General features: G+C 37.2%; 18 protein-coding genes. 12 read left to right on the top strand and 6 right to left on the bottom strand.

Translation table 11 applies throughout. From position 1 onward, the window contains the following. The first annotated feature begins 20 nt into the window (after positions 1–20). Genes JM79_RS09015 through mscL form a run of 4 tightly spaced genes read left to right on the top strand, consistent with a single transcriptional unit; the run spans position 21 to position 5465 of the window. Positions 21–1883 (top strand): DNA topoisomerase IV subunit B, encoded by a 1863-nt coding sequence (locus tag JM79_RS09015; protein ID WP_141877833.1) that lies wholly within the window; start codon positions 21–23, stop codon positions 1881–1883. Beyond that, entirely contained in the window at positions 1880–2371 is a 492-nt protein-coding gene (locus JM79_RS09010; RefSeq protein ID WP_141877832.1) for a hypothetical protein, read from the top strand. The genes JM79_RS09015 and JM79_RS09010 overlap by 4 nt, the downstream gene beginning before the upstream one ends. Continuing rightward, positions 2371–5019 (top strand): DNA gyrase/topoisomerase IV subunit A, encoded by a 2649-nt coding sequence (locus tag JM79_RS09005; RefSeq protein WP_141877831.1) that lies wholly within the window; start codon positions 2371–2373, stop codon positions 5017–5019. Before JM79_RS09010 ends, JM79_RS09005 begins: the two co-directional genes overlap by 1 nt. After that, entirely contained in the window at positions 5019–5465 is a 447-nt protein-coding gene (mscL, locus tag JM79_RS09000; protein WP_141877830.1) for a large conductance mechanosensitive channel protein MscL, read from the top strand. Before JM79_RS09005 ends, mscL begins: the two co-directional genes overlap by 1 nt. A gap of 2 nt (positions 5466–5467) precedes the next feature. On the opposite strand, the gene JM79_RS08995 is transcribed toward mscL, so the two are convergent. Both JM79_RS08995 and JM79_RS08990 read right to left on the bottom strand, forming a co-directional pair. Further along, positions 5468–5848 (bottom strand): DNA topoisomerase IV, encoded by a 381-nt coding sequence (locus JM79_RS08995; RefSeq protein ID WP_141877829.1) that lies wholly within the window; start codon positions 5846–5848, stop codon positions 5468–5470. A gap of 30 nt (positions 5849–5878) precedes the next feature. Beyond that, positions 5879–6298: a helix-turn-helix transcriptional regulator gene (locus JM79_RS08990; RefSeq protein ID WP_141877828.1), complete on the bottom strand. Its 420-nt coding sequence runs from the start codon at positions 6296–6298 to the stop codon at positions 5879–5881. Positions 6299–6578: 280 nt separating this feature from the next. Here JM79_RS08990 and JM79_RS08985 point away from each other — a divergent pair, with 280 nt between their 5' ends. The 6 genes from JM79_RS08985 (at position 6579) to JM79_RS08960 (ending at position 13112) form a co-directional block, all read left to right on the top strand. Continuing rightward, a complete protein-coding gene (locus tag JM79_RS08985; RefSeq protein ID WP_141877827.1) occupies positions 6579–7736 on the top strand; it encodes a DUF2817 domain-containing protein in 1158 nt (385 codons plus the stop codon). 72 nt (positions 7737–7808) lie between these two features. Continuing rightward, positions 7809–8288, top strand: coding sequence for a winged helix-turn-helix transcriptional regulator (locus tag JM79_RS08980; protein ID WP_026916117.1), 480 nt, complete (start codon positions 7809–7811; stop codon positions 8286–8288). A gap of 89 nt (positions 8289–8377) precedes the next feature. Next, positions 8378–10951, top strand: coding sequence for a phosphoenolpyruvate carboxylase (locus JM79_RS08975; protein WP_141877826.1), 2574 nt, complete (start codon positions 8378–8380; stop codon positions 10949–10951). Continuing rightward, entirely contained in the window at positions 10951–11469 is a 519-nt protein-coding gene (locus tag JM79_RS08970; RefSeq protein ID WP_141877825.1) for a DinB family protein, read from the top strand. Before JM79_RS08975 ends, JM79_RS08970 begins: the two co-directional genes overlap by 1 nt. Next, entirely contained in the window at positions 11469–12455 is a 987-nt protein-coding gene (locus tag JM79_RS08965) for a YihY/virulence factor BrkB family protein (protein WP_141877824.1), read from the top strand. Before JM79_RS08970 ends, JM79_RS08965 begins: the two co-directional genes overlap by 1 nt. Positions 12456–12563: 108 nt before the next feature. Continuing rightward, positions 12564–13112 carry a type 1 glutamine amidotransferase domain-containing protein gene (locus JM79_RS08960; RefSeq protein ID WP_141877823.1) on the top strand — a complete coding sequence of 183 codons (549 nt, stop codon included), beginning with the start codon at positions 12564–12566 and terminating at the stop codon, positions 13110–13112. A gap of 47 nt (positions 13113–13159) precedes the next feature. Here the strand turns inward: JM79_RS08960 and JM79_RS08955 are convergent, their stop codons facing one another. Together JM79_RS08955 and aroB are read right to left on the bottom strand one after the other, a co-directional pair. Next, positions 13160–13459, bottom strand: a complete 300-nt coding sequence (locus JM79_RS08955; protein WP_141877822.1) for a hypothetical protein — start codon at positions 13457–13459, stop codon at positions 13160–13162. A gap of 74 nt (positions 13460–13533) precedes the next feature. Then, positions 13534–14619, bottom strand: coding sequence for a 3-dehydroquinate synthase (aroB, locus tag JM79_RS08950; RefSeq protein WP_141877821.1), 1086 nt, complete (start codon positions 14617–14619; stop codon positions 13534–13536). An 88-nt stretch (positions 14620–14707) separates the two neighbouring features. On the opposite strand from aroB, the gene JM79_RS08945 reads away from it, so the two are divergent. Both JM79_RS08945 and JM79_RS08940 read left to right on the top strand, forming a co-directional pair. Continuing rightward, positions 14708–15907 (top strand): proline dehydrogenase family protein, encoded by a 1200-nt coding sequence (locus JM79_RS08945; protein WP_141877820.1) that lies wholly within the window; start codon positions 14708–14710, stop codon positions 15905–15907. A gap of 3 nt (positions 15908–15910) precedes the next feature. After that, positions 15911–16450 carry a 1-acyl-sn-glycerol-3-phosphate acyltransferase gene (locus JM79_RS08940; RefSeq protein ID WP_141877819.1) on the top strand — a complete coding sequence of 180 codons (540 nt, stop codon included), beginning with the start codon at positions 15911–15913 and terminating at the stop codon, positions 16448–16450. Here JM79_RS08940 and JM79_RS08935 read toward each other — a convergent pair whose 3' ends face one another. Next, complete coding sequence (locus JM79_RS08935) at positions 16451–17173, bottom strand: YebC/PmpR family DNA-binding transcriptional regulator (protein WP_141877818.1); 723 nt, start codon at positions 17171–17173, stop codon at positions 16451–16453. Positions 17174–17264: 91 nt separating this feature from the next. Continuing rightward, positions 17265–17555, bottom strand: coding sequence for a 4a-hydroxytetrahydrobiopterin dehydratase (locus tag JM79_RS08930; protein WP_141877817.1), 291 nt, complete (start codon positions 17553–17555; stop codon positions 17265–17267). Positions 17556–17591 lie beyond the last annotated feature (36 nt).

Here is a 17591-nt window from a genome sequence, read left to right as displayed (position 1 = left end):
CCGAAACTCCATGAATCTATATGAGCGACAATACTAAATATACCGAAGATAATATTCGGTCTTTAGACTGGAAGGAGCATATCCGTATGCGACCTGGTATGTACATCGGGAAACTTGGAGATGGATCCAGTCAGGACGACGGTATTTATATTTTATTGAAAGAGGTTATCGATAACAGTATCGATGAATTCGTGATGGGTGCTGGAAAGACCATCGAAATCTCTGTGCAAAATCAGCGGGTGATCGTTCGTGATTTTGGTAGAGGGATTCCTTTGGGGAAAGTTGTGGATGTAGTGTCCAAAATGAATACCGGTGGTAAATATGATAGCAGAGCTTTCAAAAAGTCTGTAGGACTAAATGGTGTAGGAACGAAAGCTGTAAATGCTTTATCTTCTTATTTTAGAGTTGAATCTTCTCGTGATGGCAAAAGCCATGCTGCTGAGTTTGCAAAGGGAGAACTTCAGGATGAAGAGCATCTTGACGAAACTTCAAGAAGGCGAGGTACAAAGATCACCTTCATTCCAGACGAGCTAATATTTAAAAACTATAAATTCAGAAATGAGTATATAGAGAAAATGCTTAAGAACTACGTGTACCTGAATCCAGGTTTAACCATAGTTTTTAATGGAGAGAAATTTTATTCTGAAAATGGTTTAAAAGATCTCTTAGGAGACAGCATTAGCGAAGAAGACATGTTGTATCCTATTATTCACTTGCGGGGGAATGATATTGAAGCAGCGATCACACACAGTAGAACGCAATATAGCGAGGAATACCACAGTTTTGTTAACGGACAGAATACTTCACAGGGAGGAACGCATCTTGCCGCATATAGGGAAGCGATCGTTAAAACTGTTCGTGAATTTTACGGCAAGAATTATGAAGCCAGCGATATTCGTAAATCTATCGTAACGGCTATCAGCATAAAAGTGATGGAACCGGTTTTCGAGAGTCAGACGAAAACAAAGTTAGGTTCTACAGATATGGGAGGAGAACTTCCCACGGTAAGAACTTATATCAACGATTTTATCAAAAGAAATCTTGATAATTATCTTCATAAAAACCCGGAAACTGCAGAGAATCTTCAACGAAAAATTCTTCAGGCTGAACGTGAGCGTAAGGATCTTTCCGGAATTAGGAAGCTAGCAAAAGACAGAGCTAAAAAAGCCAGTCTGCATAATAAGAAATTAAGGGATTGCCGCGTACATCTTGGAGATAGTAAACATCAAAGATGTCTCGAAACAACCTTGTTTATCACAGAGGGAGATTCGGCATCCGGTTCAATCACTAAGAGCAGGGACGTGGTAACCCAGGCAGTATTTAGTTTGAAGGGTAAACCTCTGAATAGCTACGGACTTACAAAAAAGATCGTCTACGAAAATGAAGAATTCAATCTGCTACAGGCAGCACTGAATATCGAAGATTCTCTGGAAGACCTGCGTTATAATAATATTGTAATTGCAACAGATGCCGATGTTGATGGAATGCACATCAGATTATTACTTATCACATTTTTCCTTCAGTTTTTCCCGGAACTAATTAAGGAAAATCATCTATATATTTTACAGACTCCGTTATTTCGAGTAAGAAATAAAAAGGAGACTATTTATTGTTATAGTGAGATGGAGCGAAAGCAGGCAATGGAGAAATTGAAAGGTAAGCCTGAAATTACGCGATTTAAAGGGTTGGGGGAGATCTCGCCAGATGAATTTGTGCATTTTATAGGAGAAGATATTCGTTTAGACCCGGTAATGCTGGATAAAGACAAATCTATAGAGGAAATGCTTAGTTTCTATATGGGCAAGAACACACCAGACAGACAGGAATTTATTATTGATAATCTCAAATTTGAACTTGACCTGGTCAATGAACTTGGCGTATGAGATTTACCAATAAAAGTGAGGTTAAGATAATCCCATCGATCTATATCGTGCTTGTTGCGGTATTCGTTACGAATCTATTCGTAAATATAGAGATCATGGCTTCAGATTCTGAACAGGAAATAACCTTCAGTCATTTTCTGCCCAATATCGTCACCTTGCTTTTAGGTCTATACATTCACCGGATTGGACAGGCGTTCGATTTCGACAGCGACGGAGAAACTTTGAACTTTAAAAACAACGGAGTCTTTCTTTCAAAATTCATGGAATATCGTGTGAAGAAGGCTGAATTTCCGAAGAGAAAATTAGGGAAGTTCAAGTTTTACGACGTCGGAATTTATTCTGCCCTTACAATCTATATTAACTCAAGAAGAAAAAAAGGATACCGGAAATATACTTTCAATACCACATTTTTAAACCGAAAAAAGAAAAGGGGTTTAGTGGATTCACTGAATAAAGTTCTTGAAAACACCCCCAAAGTGACTGCCTAATGGAAGAAAACCTTGATGGAGCTCAGGAAGAGCAATTTGAAAATAAGGAAGAATTAATAAAGGTTACCGGAATGTACAAAGACTGGTTTCTGGATTATGCATCATATGTAATCCTGGAACGAGCTGTACCAGCAATTGAAGATGGCTTTAAGCCAGTTCAACGTCGTATTATGCATTCTATGAAAGACCTGGACGATGGCCGTTACAATAAAGTGGCGAACATTGTTGGTCACACCATGCAATATCATCCCCACGGTGATGCCAGTATTGGAGATGCCATGGTACAAATTGGGCAAAAGGATATTCTAATTGACACTCAGGGAAACTGGGGTAACATATTAACTGGAGACCGAGCTGCCGCCCCAAGATATATTGAGGCGCGACTTTCAAAATTCGCTCTGGAAGTACTTTTCAGTCCGAAATTAACTGAATGGCAATTGTCTTACGATGGTAGAAAGCAGGAGCCGGTAAATCTTCCAGTTAAATTCCCCATGTTGCTTGCACAGGGTGCTGAAGGTATTGCCGTTGGTTTAAGTACAAGATTTCTACCACATAATTTTAATGAACTTATTGATGCCTCGATCAAACATCTTCGTGGTAAAACCTTTAAAATATTTCCTGATTTCCCAACCGGAGGTATCGCAGATATTTCAAATTACAATGATGGAAAACGTGGTGGACGCGTAAGAATTCGTGCACGTATCAATCAGTTAGATAAAAATACACTGGTGATTAATGAGGTTCCCTACGGAACCAATACCGGAAGTTTGATCGATTCTATTCTGAAGGCAAATGACAAAGGTAAGATCAAGATCAAAAAGATCGAAGATAATACTGCCGCTCAGGTAGAGATCCTCATACATTTACCTAATAACATATCACCGGACAGAACTATAGATGCATTATATGCATTTACTCAGTGTGAAAACTCATTATCGCCATTAGGTTGTGTAATTATTGATCACAAACCAATATTCCTGGGAGTTTCAGAAGTATTAAGAAGATCAACAGATCATACGCTCCATCTTCTTAAACGAGAATTGGAGATAAAACTGAATGAGCTTCAAGAGCAATGGCATTTTGCTTCACTGGAACGAATATTCATTGAAAACAGGGTATATCGGGATATTGAAGAAGAAGAAACCTGGGACGGGGTTATTCAGGCTATAGATCGAGGATTAAAACCTTTTACCACGCATTTAAAACGTGAGGTTACTGAAGAAGATATTATAAGGCTTACGGAGATTAGAATTAAAAGAATCTCAAAATTCGACATTGATAAGGCTCAGCAAAAAATAGATGCGCTTGAAGATGAGATCGCCCAGATAAAACATCATCTTGATAACCTTATAGACTTTGCGGTAGATTATTTCCAGAAATTAAAGAAGGATTACGGAACCGGCAAAGAACGAAAAACTGAACTCAGGCTATTTGAAGATATTGAAGCAACAAAAGTTGTTATTCGTAATACCAAGCTATATGTGAATAGAGCAGAAGGTTTTGTGGGAACGAGTCTCAAAAAAGATGAGTATGTAACCGAATGTTCAGATATTGATGATGTCATTTGTTTTACTGCCGATGGTAAAATGATGGTCACCAAGGTTGATACTAAAACCTTTATTGGTAAGGATATTATACACGTGGCGATCTTTAAGAAAAAAGACAAGCGAACGATCTATAATATGATTTACCGGGACGGGAAGGCCGGCAATACTCATGTAAAAAGATTTGCCGTTACTTCAGTTACCAGGGATCGGGAATATGATCTTACTCAGGGTAAAAAAGATAGTAAAGTCCTGTATTTCACACCAAACCCAAATGGAGAAGCTGAAGTAATTACAGTTTTACTTAGACAGGTGGGAAGCATCAGGAAAGTGAAATTCGATGTGGATTTTGCAGATATTTCTATCAAAGGCCGAAATGTCAAAGGTAATATCGTTACTAAATACTCTGTAAAGCGTATTGAACTTAAAGAAGAAGGGGTTTCCACTTTAAAACCTAGAAGAATCTGGTTCGACGAAACCGTTAAACGCCTAAACGTTGACGAAAGAGGAGAATTGTTAGGAGAATTTAGAGGAGAAGATAGATTGCTGATCATCACACAAGATGGTGTTGTAAAAACAATAAGACCGGAGTTAACAACCAGATTTGATGAAGAAATGGTCATTCTGGAGAAATGGGTGAAGGACAAGCCAGTTTCTGCAATTTACTGGGAACCTGAAAAGGAACGTTTCTATGTCAAGCGATTTATAATCGAACATCCTGATAAAGAAGAGAAATTTATCAGTGAACACGAAGAATCCTTCCTGGAAATGGTTTCAACAGATTATTTCCCAATGGCAGAGATTGTTTATACCAAACCTAAAGGAAAGGAGCGTCGCGAAAATGAAGAGATCAATATCGAGGAATTCATTTCGGTAAAAGGAATAAAGGCTTTAGGGAATCAACTCACTTCTGAAAAAGTAAATCAGATCAACCTTTTGGATCCAATACCTTATGAAGGACAAAATGAGAATGAAACTGACGAGGATAAAAGTTCGAGAGATTCCGAAGAAAATATAACAGCAGAGGATATTAAAAATGGGAAGATCAAGGCACCAGATAAAAAATCTGGCGGCGATGGTCAACCTTCACTATTTGACGAATAATGGGATTATTTAAAGAATTCAAAGAATTTGCCGTAAAAGGCAATATGATCGATATGGCCGTAGGTATCATTATAGGTACGGCTTTTAATAAAGTGGTAGATGTTCTGGTAAAGCAGATTATAATGCCACCATTAAGCATGATTACCGATGGCGTAAATTATGCTGACAGGAAGATCGTTTTACGAGATGGTGTTGGAACTGAAGGTGCAGCAGATTACGTAAATGAAGTTTCAATTGGTTACGGACTGCTTATTGAAACCATGGTAGATTTTATCGTGATTGGTTTCGTTGTATTTATAGTTGTGAAATTCATGAATCGCTTCAGGAACAAAGCTCAGGACCCAAAAAATCCAGAGGTTGTTACTCCTAAGGATATCGAATTACTCTCCAGTTTAAATGATCTAATGGAAGAGCAGAATAAATTATTGCGAGAAAAGCGGGCTTAATTCTATTCTGAAACTTTTTTTACTTCCCCGCGGGCCTTTTGGGTTTCGCCAACCTGACCGTATTCAAAAGTATAGCTATTCTTAGAAGTAGTTAGGATCTTCATGTGGATTGGTTTCTGTTCAACCATATTCTTAGGATTGGTATTCTTGATAATGTATTCACAGGGATTGATCCATCGTACTGAACTCGTATCTGTATTTCCCTGAAAAAATTCAATTTCTATCGAATCATTTCTAACGAATGTAGATTTTTGTAATTCTCCATTGATATATGTTTCGAACTCGAAAGTACCAGTCCTAAAATCAGCACAGTTCCTGTTTGCTTCAAAACAAGAGCTCAACGTGAGTAACAGGATCAAACAGAGTAATATCATTTTGTTCATACTGCAAGGTAAGTTTTAATCAAATGAGAGTCAATTTTCAAAGGCTTCAAAAGTTCCGTCCTCATAGAAAAATACTATTCGTTTCACTTTCTTGTTAATCGACGATTCCTGGTTGATCTGAACATCCTTCGTAGTATTTTCTTCAGAATTTCTTTTTAGCGGTTCTTGCGCTGATTGATCAACTTTTGCTTGCTGTACACTTTTTTCATTACCTGAATCGGTTCTGGGAGGGAAGGAACCTTTTCCATTTAACAACCAATATAGTTCTACCTCAGGAAAATTCTTCACGACTTTCATTACAAAATCCAGACTTGGTTTGTTTCTACCTGATAGAATATGTGAAATGGAAGACCTACCAACCTCTATTTTATCTGCAAAAGAAGCAGCCGATAGATCGTAATATTCAAGGATGCGTTGCAGCCTGGTTCCAAATTGCTCTGTGTTTACCATTGTAAATTACTTCTGATTCTCCCTTTGATTACAAATGTAAATATAGCATATTTCAGTGTAAATACACATCTGTAAACGACAAGATTTATATTAAATAAATACTTTATAAGAAACAACCTATTATATTGACTAATAATAATATAAACCTAGTTTATCTACGGTTTGGATAAATTCCTAACCATACTACTATTGCAAAAATCAACTTATTTACAACTGTAAACTATGGAGTGATTTTTACTTGTATACAATTGTAAATATTTGATTGTTTAGTTTTGTAAACATGAAAGAAGAAGCAAAATTACAGCTTAGTAATCGCGATTATGATAAAGCCAAATTCAAGAAAGTGGCCGGCCGCTATCTTCATAATAATCATCTGGAAGATTTCATATCTACCCATTCAGATAAACTGGAATTTGAAACAATAGGAACTTCCGTAGAGAATAAAAATATCTACGGGCTGCAAATTGGATCTGGTTCAAAGAAGGTTTTGATGTGGTCGCAAATGCATGGGAATGAATCTACAACAACAAAAGCTGTACTGGATTTTTTAAATTCTATAGTGGTAGATGCAGATAACCCTTATAATAAGTCTTTGCTTGAACGTACTACCTTATACATTATTCCAGTCCTTAATCCAGATGGCGCAGCGTATTATACGCGAGTCAATGCCAATGCTATAGACCTTAATCGGGACATGCAGGATCTTAGTCAGCCAGAAAGCAGGTTGCTCATGAAGGTTTACCGGGAATTCCAACCTGATTTTTGCTTAAACCTACATGATCAACGCAGCATTTTTAGTGCAGGAGAAACAAAACTACCGGCAATTCTTTCTTTTCTTACGCCTTCGAGCGATATAAATCGCAGTATCACCGAGGAACGTATGGAAAGCATGTCTTTAATCGCTGGAATGGTAAAAGATTTGCAAAATGAAATAGGGGAGCGCATAGGAAGGTATGATGATGGTTTCAATCTTAATTGTGCTGGGGATACCTTTCAGCATCATGGTACTCCAACTATTCTATTTGAGGCTGGTCATTATCCTGGAGACTATCACAGGGAAGTATCAAGAAAATATGTTTTTAAAGCTTTGAGAAGTTGCCTTGATCGAATAATGAATGATCAAAGTGTCGATTACAATCAATATTTTAAAATTCCTGAGAATGCTAAATATTTTCGGGACGTGATATTAAGAAATGTAAACATCGAAGGAGGAAAAAAGGATGTTTTGATACAGTTCAAAGAAACATTAGATCACGATCGAATACGATTCGTCCCGGTTATCGAAGATATTCATAATGAAACAATTTTATTTGGCCATCGCGAAATTGATGCAGCTGGCAAAAAGATAAGATTGATGGAGGAGGGGTCAATTTCCGAAAACGTTGTAGTTAATAAAATATTCTTAAATGATGAGATTTTCGAGCTAAATCCCCAATAAAGGTGTTTTTATTTAGCAATAATTCAATGATTTTGTATTAATTTTGAATTTCATTAAAAATAGAACTTCAAGATGGCTAAGTTTAAATTAGACGACACCGACCACCAGATTCTTGACATGCTTATCGAGAATACAAGAACTCCATTCACCGATATAGCGAAGAAACTACTAATATCAGCTGGAACTGTCCACGTTCGTGTAAAGAAAATGGAAGAAGCTGGAATTATTATAGGATCATCGTTGACTCTGGATTACAAGAAGCTTGGATATGCGTTTATCGCTTATGTAGGGGTTTTTCTGAAGAATACTTCACAAACCAAATTTGTACTTGAAAGAATTAACGAAATTCCATTCGTTACGGTTGCTCATGTAACTACAGGCAAGTTTAACGTGTTCTGTAAAATACGAGCTAAAAACACTCAACATGCTAAGGAAATTATTTTCCAACTTGATGATATTGAGGGTGTTTATAGAACAGAAACTATGATTTCTCTTGAGGAAAGTATTAATGATAAAAAACGTTTGATGCATTCCATATTTAAAGAGATGTAATTTATACTAAACTTTTAATAAAGACCCTCTAAACCTAGCTGTTTAGAGGGTTTTTTTATACTTTTAAGTCAGTTGAAAATATGGAAATTATGAATAGAGAACCTCGTTTAGATAGATTTAATGATAATGTGCTGGCAAAATACCAGGTTTATAATAGTATCTTCTTAACCTTACCCTATGATGAGATACAAAAAACCGGAGCGCTGTTACCACTTTTTCAGGAACTTTGCGAACGTGGTTTTTCTGATAATAAGAATCCGTCGGAGATCGTTGAACATTTTTTTGAACGTTATGGAGAAACCCCTACAGAGGATGAGCGCAACGCTTTGCTTTTTCGTTTCATACAATATATAGAACGCCAGGTAGTGTTGTTTGATGCCATTGAAGATGCCTCATTCCCTATCGTTAATAATATGGATGGTCGTGGTACACTGCGAAGTGTGAAGGAAGAAGCGGAAGCAAAACAAAAAACAGAGCAGTTAAAGGAGTACTTGAAGCGATTCAACGTAAGACCCACTTTGACAGCTCATCCCACCCAATTTTATCCTGGAGCCGTGTTGGGAATTATAACAGATCTGGATAAAGCTATTCAGAAAAATGATCTTGTTCGTATAAAGCAGTTATTAGCACAGCTTGGTAAAACTCCATTTTTTAACAAAGAGAAACCAACTCCATATGACGAGGCTGTTAGTCTCATATGGTATTTTGAAAATGTTTTCTATCAGAGCGCAAGTAAGATCCACAACTATATTCAGCAAAATATATTTGATGGAGAGAATGTGGGTAACCAGGTGATCAACCTCGGATTCTGGCCAGGAGGTGATAGAGATGGAAACCCATTTGTAACGACAGAAATTACTTTGAGAGTTGCACGCCGACTTCGCCGTACAATTCTCCTTAATTATTACCGGGACATTCGTAAACTAAAGAGAAGACTGACATTTAGAGAGATCAATGAAATCATGGCAGAGATAGAGAAAGCTTTGTATGATTCAGCCGTTACAAATTCAGACACTCCAAAAATATCCTTAGAGAAGTTGGTTTCAAAATTGCAAACAGCGCGAGAGATTCTTGTAGATAAACATCAGTCATTATTCCTTGAGGAACTTGATGACATGATAAATAAGATCAAACTCTTCGGTTTCCATTTTGCAACATTAGATATCAGGCAGGATAGCTCGAAACACGAAGAAGTATTTGCAGATCTCAAAAAATACAAATCAAAGTTGATTCCGGAAAATTTCGAAACTCTTTCAGAAGAGGAGAAAATTGCCGTAATGACAACTACAGATGCACAGTTGGATCCTGAAGAATTTGAAGAGGGTATGACCCGATCTACGCTTTCATCAATTTACGCGATGAAAGAAATTCAGGAAAAGAATGGGGAGCAGGGAGCTAACCGCTATATTATTAGTAACTGCGGAAGTGTGGAAGGTATTTTACAGCCTTATTTATACATGAAATTATGTGGTTGGAAAAATCCAACTGTAGATGTTATTCCATTGTTTGAAACAGTGCCGGATCTAAGAGAGGCACATCATGTGATGGAGAAGTTGTACAAAAATCCTGTATATAAAGAACACCTCGAAAAACGCGGTAATAAGCAAACGATCATGCTTGGTTTTAGTGATGGAACTAAAGATGGTGGTTACTTAATGGCAAACTGGAGTATTTACAAGGCGAAGGAAGAACTTACTCGAATTTCCCGTGAGTATGGAATTAAGGTTGTCTTTTTTGATGGTCGTGGTGGACCGCCGGCTAGAGGTGGTGGAAAAACGCACCAATTCTATGCATCACTAGGGCCAACTATCGAGAATGAGGAAATTCAATTAACAGTCCAGGGACAAACGATCAGCTCTAATTTTGGCACGAAGGACAGTTGTACATACAATTTGGAGCAATTATTAAGTTCGGGTGTTTCTAATGAAATCTTCAGCGAAGGTAAAAATGAACTGAACGATCAGGATCGTAATACCATGAGCGAGCTTGCTGAAATTAGTTACAAGACATACACAGACTTTAAAAAACATCCTCGTTTTATTCCTTACCTGGAAAAAATGAGTACTCTGAAATACTACGCTAAAACTAATATTGGAAGTAGACCAAGTAAACGAAATAAATCTGCAGAACTCAATTTATCAGATCTAAGAGCAATACCATTTGTTGGAAGCTGGAGTCAGCTTAAACAAAATGTTCCTGGATTTTTTGGCGTGGGAACTGCTATGGAAGAAATGGATAAACAAGGTAGGTTTGATGAAGTACAGGATCTTTACAACAATTCTGAATTCTTTAAAACCTTGCTCGAAAACAGTATGATGAGTTTGACTAAATCATTTTTCCCGTTGACGGCATATATGAAAAATGATGAGGAGTTTGGAGAATTCTGGACGGTGATTCATGATGAGTTCGAACGTTCTAAAAAAATGCTATTGAAAGTTACCGGCTATAATAGTCTGATGCAGAACCAGCCGGCAGGAAAGGCCTCAATACAGGCGCGTGAAAGAATTGTGCTACCATTATTGACCATTCAGCAACATGCGCTTAGAATGGTGCAGGAGCTGAGTAAAAATCCTGAAGCCAACCAGCAAGCCCTTGAAGTATATGAAAAAATGGTTACAAGGTCATTGTATGGTAATATTAATGCCAGTAGAAATTCTGCTTAATGAGGAAATCTGAACTTACTAAAGGAGAAATAGGCGAATTTTACAGAGGTTATATCGATAGATTAGAACCCGAAGCTGAATTAGTTCCCAGTCTTAAATCAAATACAACTGATTTCATTCAGTTTTTGGAGAATATCCCGGAAGAAAAATGGGATTACCGTTACGAAGAAGGTAAATGGACTCTGAAAGAGATGATTCAGCATATAATTGATACTGAAAGGATATTTCAATTCAGAGCATTGGCAATTGCCAGAAATGAACCACAGCCATTGCCCGGTTTCGATCATGATATATATGTTTTGAATAGTCGGTCAGAACACAGAGCGATACCTGATCTTATTAAAGAATATAAAATTGTGCGAGAAGCGGGAATCATTCTTTTCGAAAGTATGACTGTAGATATGCTAAAACTAGGTGGTGTTATGAATGATATTAATGCTTCACCCAGAGCGCTTGGCTTTATGATGGTTGGTCACGCTATGCATCATATTGAGGTGATCAAAGAGAAATATCATTAATGTTTAGCAAGATCAAGGTTTTCGGTAAGCTTCTTAAAAAGACTTACGTGAGCTGGGACAAGAATGAACCCTATGCCAGAAGTGCTACCATCGCTTATTATGCATTATTTTCCCTACCATCATTATTGATCATTGTGGTAAGTATTGCTGGTTATTTCTTCGGAAGGGAGGCCGTACAAGGCAGGCTTACAGGTGAAATAGGAGAGTTTATTGGAACTGAAGCTTCCAAGGCAATTGAAGGTATGATCGAAAATGCTGCATTGTCGCAAGATTCTACACTAGCAATTATCTTTGGTTTAGCAATGCTAATCTTTGGTGCAACCGGAGTCTTTTTTCAGCTAAAAATTGCCATGAATAACATATGGAACGTTGCGGCCAGAAAAACTAATTTTCTTCGTATGGTTCTTGATCGTGTGATTTCCCTGGGAATGGTGGTTGTCATTGGTTTACTGTTATTAATAGCTTTGGTTGTTTCTACTATTCTAAAGTTAATTACAGAAACAATGCAGCAGCTTATTCCTGATATCACACAGGTTGCAATGTATATTCTGAATTACGCACTTACGTTTTTCTTTATAACGACCTTATTTGCGATGATCTTTAAGCTTCTACCAGATATTAAGATAAGATTGAAGACCACCTATACAGGTGCAGCATTAACAACAGCACTTTTCATAATAGGCGAGACGCTTATCAGTATATATTTTGGACAAAGCGACCCTGCTTCAGTTTATGGTGGTGCTTCTTCAGTAGTATTAATTCTCCTTTGGGTTTACTATACCTGCTTAATTTTATTCTTTGGAGCAGAGTTCACAGTTCAATATGCTCTTCTGAAGAAAGAGAAAGTGGAGCCTAATCGTTTTGGTGAACCAGCAATCTACCAGGAGATGAAGAAACTCGAGCAAAGGAAAGTTCAGCTTGAAGAAGAAAAGTATATCGTAGACCGCTTGAAGTCTTACCTGGATGAAGATGAAACTTCGAAGTAAAAATAGTTTTAAAAAACCTTTAACTCTTAAACGTCCAGTTTTAATAGGCTCTTAATACAGATTCGCTCTTCCTAATCTTATCTTTGAGTAACTAAAAAAAGAAGAATTATGAATAAGAGAATTGCAATTTTAGCAACAGATGGATTTGAAGAAGTAGAACTAACCTCCCCAAAAGAGGCAATGGAGAAAGAAGGTTTTAAAGTAGAGATCGTTAGCCTTAAGTCAGGTAATATTAAATCATGGGACGGCGATAATTGGGGAAAAGACTTTAAAGTAGATAAAACTCTTGACGAGGTTTCAGCAAAGGATTACCACGCATTGGTGCTTCCGGGAGGAGTGATCAATCCAGATAACTTAAGAATAGAAGAGAGTGCATTAATCTTTGTTCGAGACTTTTTCAAACAAAGTAAACCAGTATGTGCTATTTGCCATGCACCATGGACTTTAATTAGTGCAGATGTTGTGGAAGGTAGAACGATGACATCTTTTAGTAGTATTCGTAAAGACCTTGAAAATGCAGGTGCTCTATGGGTAGACCAGGAAGTTGTAGTTGATGAAGCTTTAGTTACAAGTAGAAATCCTGATGACCTTCCAGCTTTTAATGCAAAGGTGATTGAAGAAATTAAAGAAGGTAAGCATGATTTACAACATGCATAATTACCAATAATTATAAAATGAAAAGGGACGCAATCGCGTCCCTTTTTTTATTTGTCCTCGTCTTCTTCAGTATCATCCTTTTCAGGAATATCTACAATAGGATCTGTATATTCTGAATCTTCATAATCATCTTCGTCAAAATTCGCCATAGTACTTTCAAGCCTGGTACTTACCTTAACCAGGTAAATGGTATCTTCAGTCTTTACTTCCACAGCTTCAACAGTCTCATTTTTAGCATTCTTAAAGGCGATAACCTGGTCATCATCATATCCATCAGGATATTTCTCTACAAGAAGTCCAAGAATTTCAGGAGTAAGCTTTTTATAGTCTACAATTATCCTTTTCATAGTGTGATTGGTTTATGCAAGTATAAATAAAATATCAAACGCCACACAAGGGAGTTGCCAGATATTCGATTAAATTAATGATTAGTTAAATTCAGAGAGCTATAAAATTCGAAAGATTTGATAATCAGCTCTTCAGAAACTACAACATCCAATTTCGGAACAGCAATATCTTTCAGTAAAACAAAATTTACCTGTCCGTTCGAGTTCTTTTTATCATGTTTGAGTAACGAAATAATCTGATTAATATCTTCCGTAGGGATGTTTACGAAACCGAATAGATCAATTATAATATTTGCAATATCCTGTAATTTTTTCTGCGGAAAATTTAGAATTTCAGAAGATAAATAAGACTCTAAGATCATCCCGATCGCAATTGCTTCTCCGTGAAGTAATTTATCTTTTTCAGGGTTAGTTAAATAGAAGGATTCAATAGCATGGCCGAGCGTATGCCCGAAATTTAGATTTTTCCGGATGGACCGTTCATATGGATCCTGCGAAACAATCTCTGATTTTATATTTATTGAATGTTCTATGATGGCATCAAGCTCTGAGAGATCAAGAGAGCTCAAGTTGCTCATACGATTCCAGTAAGATTCGTCCGCTATAAGTCCATGTTTCAGGATTTCAGCGAGACCACTGCGCATTTCACGAGAGGATAATGTTTGCAGGTAATTGCTATCTACCACAACCATCTCTGCCTGCACTATGACTCCCACCTGGTTTTTTAGATTTCCAAGATCAACGCCAGTTTTACCTCCAACCGATGCATCTACCATAGCAAGTAAGCTGGTTGGAACATTAATGAAGGGGATACCACGCTTAAACGTTGAAGCTACAAAACCACCAAGATCAGTGACAACACCACCACCAAGATTAATCATTAAACTCTTTCGATCTGCACCAAGCTCTGAAAGTGCACTCCAAACACCCGTACAGGTTTCAATATGCTTATTTTCTTCTCCCGGTTCAATTTCAATAACTTCAATATGAAGCTCCGTAGTTATATCCTTCAGGAATAAGCCTAAGCAGTTCTTCTGAGTGTTTGTATCAACGAGAATAAATACTGAAGATGGCTTTTTATCTTCTATATACTGGTTGATTTTCGAGTAAGATTCGCTACCGTAAAATACAGGATTGACCAGGTGTTTAACTTCATTCATGGTATTGGCATTTGGACTTCCGAAATTAAAGAGAATTTATGAAAATAGTCATCTTCAATAATTATATTTGCCCGATTAACAGCACGAAATGATTAGAAAGAAGATATTCAACAATACTAAATCTGCATTCAAACTCAAATCAAATTCAGACCTTGACAGGGCGATTTTTTTGTTTAGCATGATGAATTATTCTGCTTTGGTAAAAGCAGGTAGCGCATTGACTAAAATGGCGTTAAAGTTACACTTGCCCGTAGAAACCCTGATAAAGAAAACAATTTTCGAGCAATTTTGTGGAGGTGTTACTGAAGAGGATTGTAAACCGGTGACCAAGGAGATGTATGGAGAGAACTTACATAGTATTCTTGATTACTCGGTTGAAGGAAAGGAAAGCGAAGAGGAATTTGATTCTGCAATGCGCAAGAAGTTAAGTCTTATTGAGTATGCTGATAAAAGTGATGAAGTCACTTTTGCAATGTTTAAACCTACTGGTATTGGAAGATTTGCGATTTGGGAAAAGGTAAGTGAAAAGCTTAGTCTTACAGATGATGAAAAGGAAGAGTGGGATCGTGTAAAAAACAGAGTTGAAACTTTATGCAAGCGCGCATTTGAATTGAAGGTTCGTTTGTATGCTGATGGTGAAGAAACTTGGATGCAAACTGCTGCCGATGATCTCATGGTTGAAATGATGAAAAAGTATAACCAGGATGAAGTGCTTATTTTCAACACTCTACAATGTTACCGATGGGACAGGTTAGACTACCTGAAGGATCTACACGAGCAAGGCCAGAAGGAAGGTTTTAAAATAGGGGCAAAGATCGTGAGGGGTGCTTATATGGAAAAAGAAAATTCCAGAGCTAAGAAATTAGGTTATGCATCGCCTATATGCGAAAGCAAGGAGGCAACAGATGTTAACTTTAACTCTGTAATGTCTTACTGTCTAAATCATCTGGAAGATATTTCAGTATTTATAGGTACTCATAACGAGGTAAGTAGTTACCTGGCTCTGCAGATAATGGAGGACAAGGGTATTTCTATCGACGATAAAAGAATATGGTTCAGTCAGCTTTATGGAATGAGTGATCATATTAGTTTTAATATGGCGAAGAAGGGATATAATGCTGTAAAATTGGTTCCATTTGGACCGGTTAGAGACGTTGTCCCTTATTTATTGAGACGTGCTCAGGAAAACACTTCAGTTAAAGGACAGACGGGTAGAGAATTAGCTTTACTTAGCGAAGAAAAGAAACGTCGTCGTGGAGATGAGTCCACGAAACATCACCGGGAATAACATATGCGCTGGCTGGCAAAATTTATTTTTTACAAAATTTTAGGCTGGCGTCTGGAGGATAATTTTACTTCCAGAACTGAGAAGTGTGTAGTTATTGTTGCTCCACATACAAGTTCTTTTGATTTTCTCTTAGGAATTCTGGTTCGTAAAATTATGAATGTGGAATTTAACTTTGTAGGGAAGCAGGAACTATTCAAACCTCCATTTGGCTGGTATTTCAAGTGGGTAGGCGGAGCACCTCTTGATAGATCAGGACAAAAGAATAAAGTGGATGCGATCGCGAAGGTCTTTGAAGACAAGACTATTTTTCGATTAGCCTTATCTCCAGAAGGTACCAGAGAGAAAACCGAGAAATGGAGAACAGGTTTTTACTATATAGCTTTAAAAGCAGAAGTTCCTATCGTAATGGTTTCCTTCGACTATAAGCCTAAAAAAGTAAAAATCTCCGAGGCTTTCCAGCCAACCGGAGATTTTGAGTTAGATTTTAAAGTTATCACCCAGTTCTATGAGGGTGTAGAGGGAAGGATCAAAGAAAATTTCTAATTAATCCTCATCTCTTGTTTCCATTGTGTGATAGACGTTTTGAACATCATCATCTTCTTCCAGTTTTTCAAGTAATTTCTCTACATCTGCTGCCTGTTCACCTTCTAAAGATTTTGTAACCTGAGGAATTCTTTCAAATCCTGAAGAAAGAATTTCCATTTCCCTGTTCTCTAATTCCTTTTGAATTGCACCAAAGAATTCAAAAGGCGCATATATATGAATTCCGTCTTCATCTTCAAAAACTTCTTCAGCTCCAAAATCTATCAATTCTAATTCAAGTTCTTCCGGATCCAGATTTTCAGCATTGATTCTGAAGTTACAGGTATGGTCAAACATAAATTCTACAGAACCTGAAGTTCCAAGATTTCCATCAGATTTGTTGAAATGAGAGCGAATGTTTGCAACTGTTCTATTGTTATTATCGGTTGCAGTTTCTACCAGAACAGCAATACCATGAGGAGCATAGCCTTCAAAAAGAACTACTTTGTAATCACCCTGGTTTTTATCTGATGCACGTTTGATCGCGCGCTCGATATTATCCTTAGGCATATTGACACTTTTCGCATTCTGGATCACTGCACGAAGTTTGGCATTCGTGTCAGGATCTGGACCACCTTCTTTCACCGCCATGACAATATCTTTACCAATCCTGGTAAATGCTTTAGCCATTGCAGACCAACGTTTCATTTTCCGTGCTTTGCGAAATTCAAAAGCTCTTCCCATTTCAAATTATAATTAGGTTCGCGCAAAAATATAAAAAAGCTCCTAAATACGGTATGTATAAGGAGCTGGTTTTCTAGTATTCACGAGATATTCAATTCGTTGACTCTATGATCTCTTCAATTGTTCTGGCAAGCTTGAAATCTTTTTCAGTAACACCATTTGCATCATGAGTAGAAAGAGAAATTTCTAATTGATTATATACATTTCCCCAATTTGGATGATGTTCTTGTGCTTCGGCCTCAAATGCTATTCTTGTCATTACGGTAAAGGCCTCTTTAAAATTCTCAAATTCAAAAGAAGTATGAATGGCACCTTTAGCATATGTCCATCCATCAAGGTTTTTCAATTGATCATCTATCTCAGTATCACTTAATTTTTTCATGACTTAATTATTTGGTTTTCTTCAAGTTACTAAGAA

It is taken from the genome of Gramella sp. Hel_I_59, assembly GCF_006714895.1.
In the GTDB taxonomy this organism is placed as follows: Bacteria; Bacteroidota; Bacteroidia; order Flavobacteriales; family Flavobacteriaceae; genus Christiangramia.
This window is presented reverse-complemented; position numbering and strand designations above follow the sequence as displayed.

Bases quoted from the DNA above. Each gene is read 5' to 3' on its own strand.
- JM79_RS09015 (WP_141877833.1), top strand. From the start codon at position 21: ATGAGCGACAATACTAAATATACCGAAGATAATATTCGGTCTTTAGAC.
- JM79_RS09010 (WP_141877832.1), top strand. From the start codon at position 1,880: ATGAGATTTACCAATAAAAGTGAGGTTAAGATAATCCCATCGATCTAT.
- JM79_RS09005 (WP_141877831.1), top strand. From the start codon at position 2,371: ATGGAAGAAAACCTTGATGGAGCTCAGGAAGAGCAATTTGAAAATAAG.
- mscL (WP_141877830.1), top strand. From the start codon at position 5,019: ATGGGATTATTTAAAGAATTCAAAGAATTTGCCGTAAAAGGCAATATG.
- JM79_RS08995 (WP_141877829.1), bottom strand. From the start codon at position 5,848: ATGAACAAAATGATATTACTCTGTTTGATCCTGTTACTCACGTTGAGC.
- JM79_RS08990 (WP_141877828.1), bottom strand. From the start codon at position 6,298: ATGGTAAACACAGAGCAATTTGGAACCAGGCTGCAACGCATCCTTGAA.
- JM79_RS08985 (WP_141877827.1), top strand. From the start codon at position 6,579: ATGAAAGAAGAAGCAAAATTACAGCTTAGTAATCGCGATTATGATAAA.
- JM79_RS08980 (WP_026916117.1), top strand. From the start codon at position 7,809: ATGGCTAAGTTTAAATTAGACGACACCGACCACCAGATTCTTGACATG.
- JM79_RS08975 (WP_141877826.1), top strand. From the start codon at position 8,378: ATGAATAGAGAACCTCGTTTAGATAGATTTAATGATAATGTGCTGGCA.
- JM79_RS08970 (WP_141877825.1), top strand. From the start codon at position 10,951: ATGAGGAAATCTGAACTTACTAAAGGAGAAATAGGCGAATTTTACAGA.
- JM79_RS08965 (WP_141877824.1), top strand. From the start codon at position 11,469: ATGTTTAGCAAGATCAAGGTTTTCGGTAAGCTTCTTAAAAAGACTTAC.
- JM79_RS08960 (WP_141877823.1), top strand. From the start codon at position 12,564: ATGAATAAGAGAATTGCAATTTTAGCAACAGATGGATTTGAAGAAGTA.
- JM79_RS08955 (WP_141877822.1), bottom strand. From the start codon at position 13,459: ATGAAAAGGATAATTGTAGACTATAAAAAGCTTACTCCTGAAATTCTT.
- aroB (WP_141877821.1), bottom strand. From the start codon at position 14,619: ATGAATGAAGTTAAACACCTGGTCAATCCTGTATTTTACGGTAGCGAA.
- JM79_RS08945 (WP_141877820.1), top strand. From the start codon at position 14,708: ATGATTAGAAAGAAGATATTCAACAATACTAAATCTGCATTCAAACTC.
- JM79_RS08940 (WP_141877819.1), top strand. From the start codon at position 15,911: ATGCGCTGGCTGGCAAAATTTATTTTTTACAAAATTTTAGGCTGGCGT.
- JM79_RS08935 (WP_141877818.1), bottom strand. From the start codon at position 17,173: ATGGGAAGAGCTTTTGAATTTCGCAAAGCACGGAAAATGAAACGTTGG.
- JM79_RS08930 (WP_141877817.1), bottom strand. From the start codon at position 17,555: ATGAAAAAATTAAGTGATACTGAGATAGATGATCAATTGAAAAACCTT.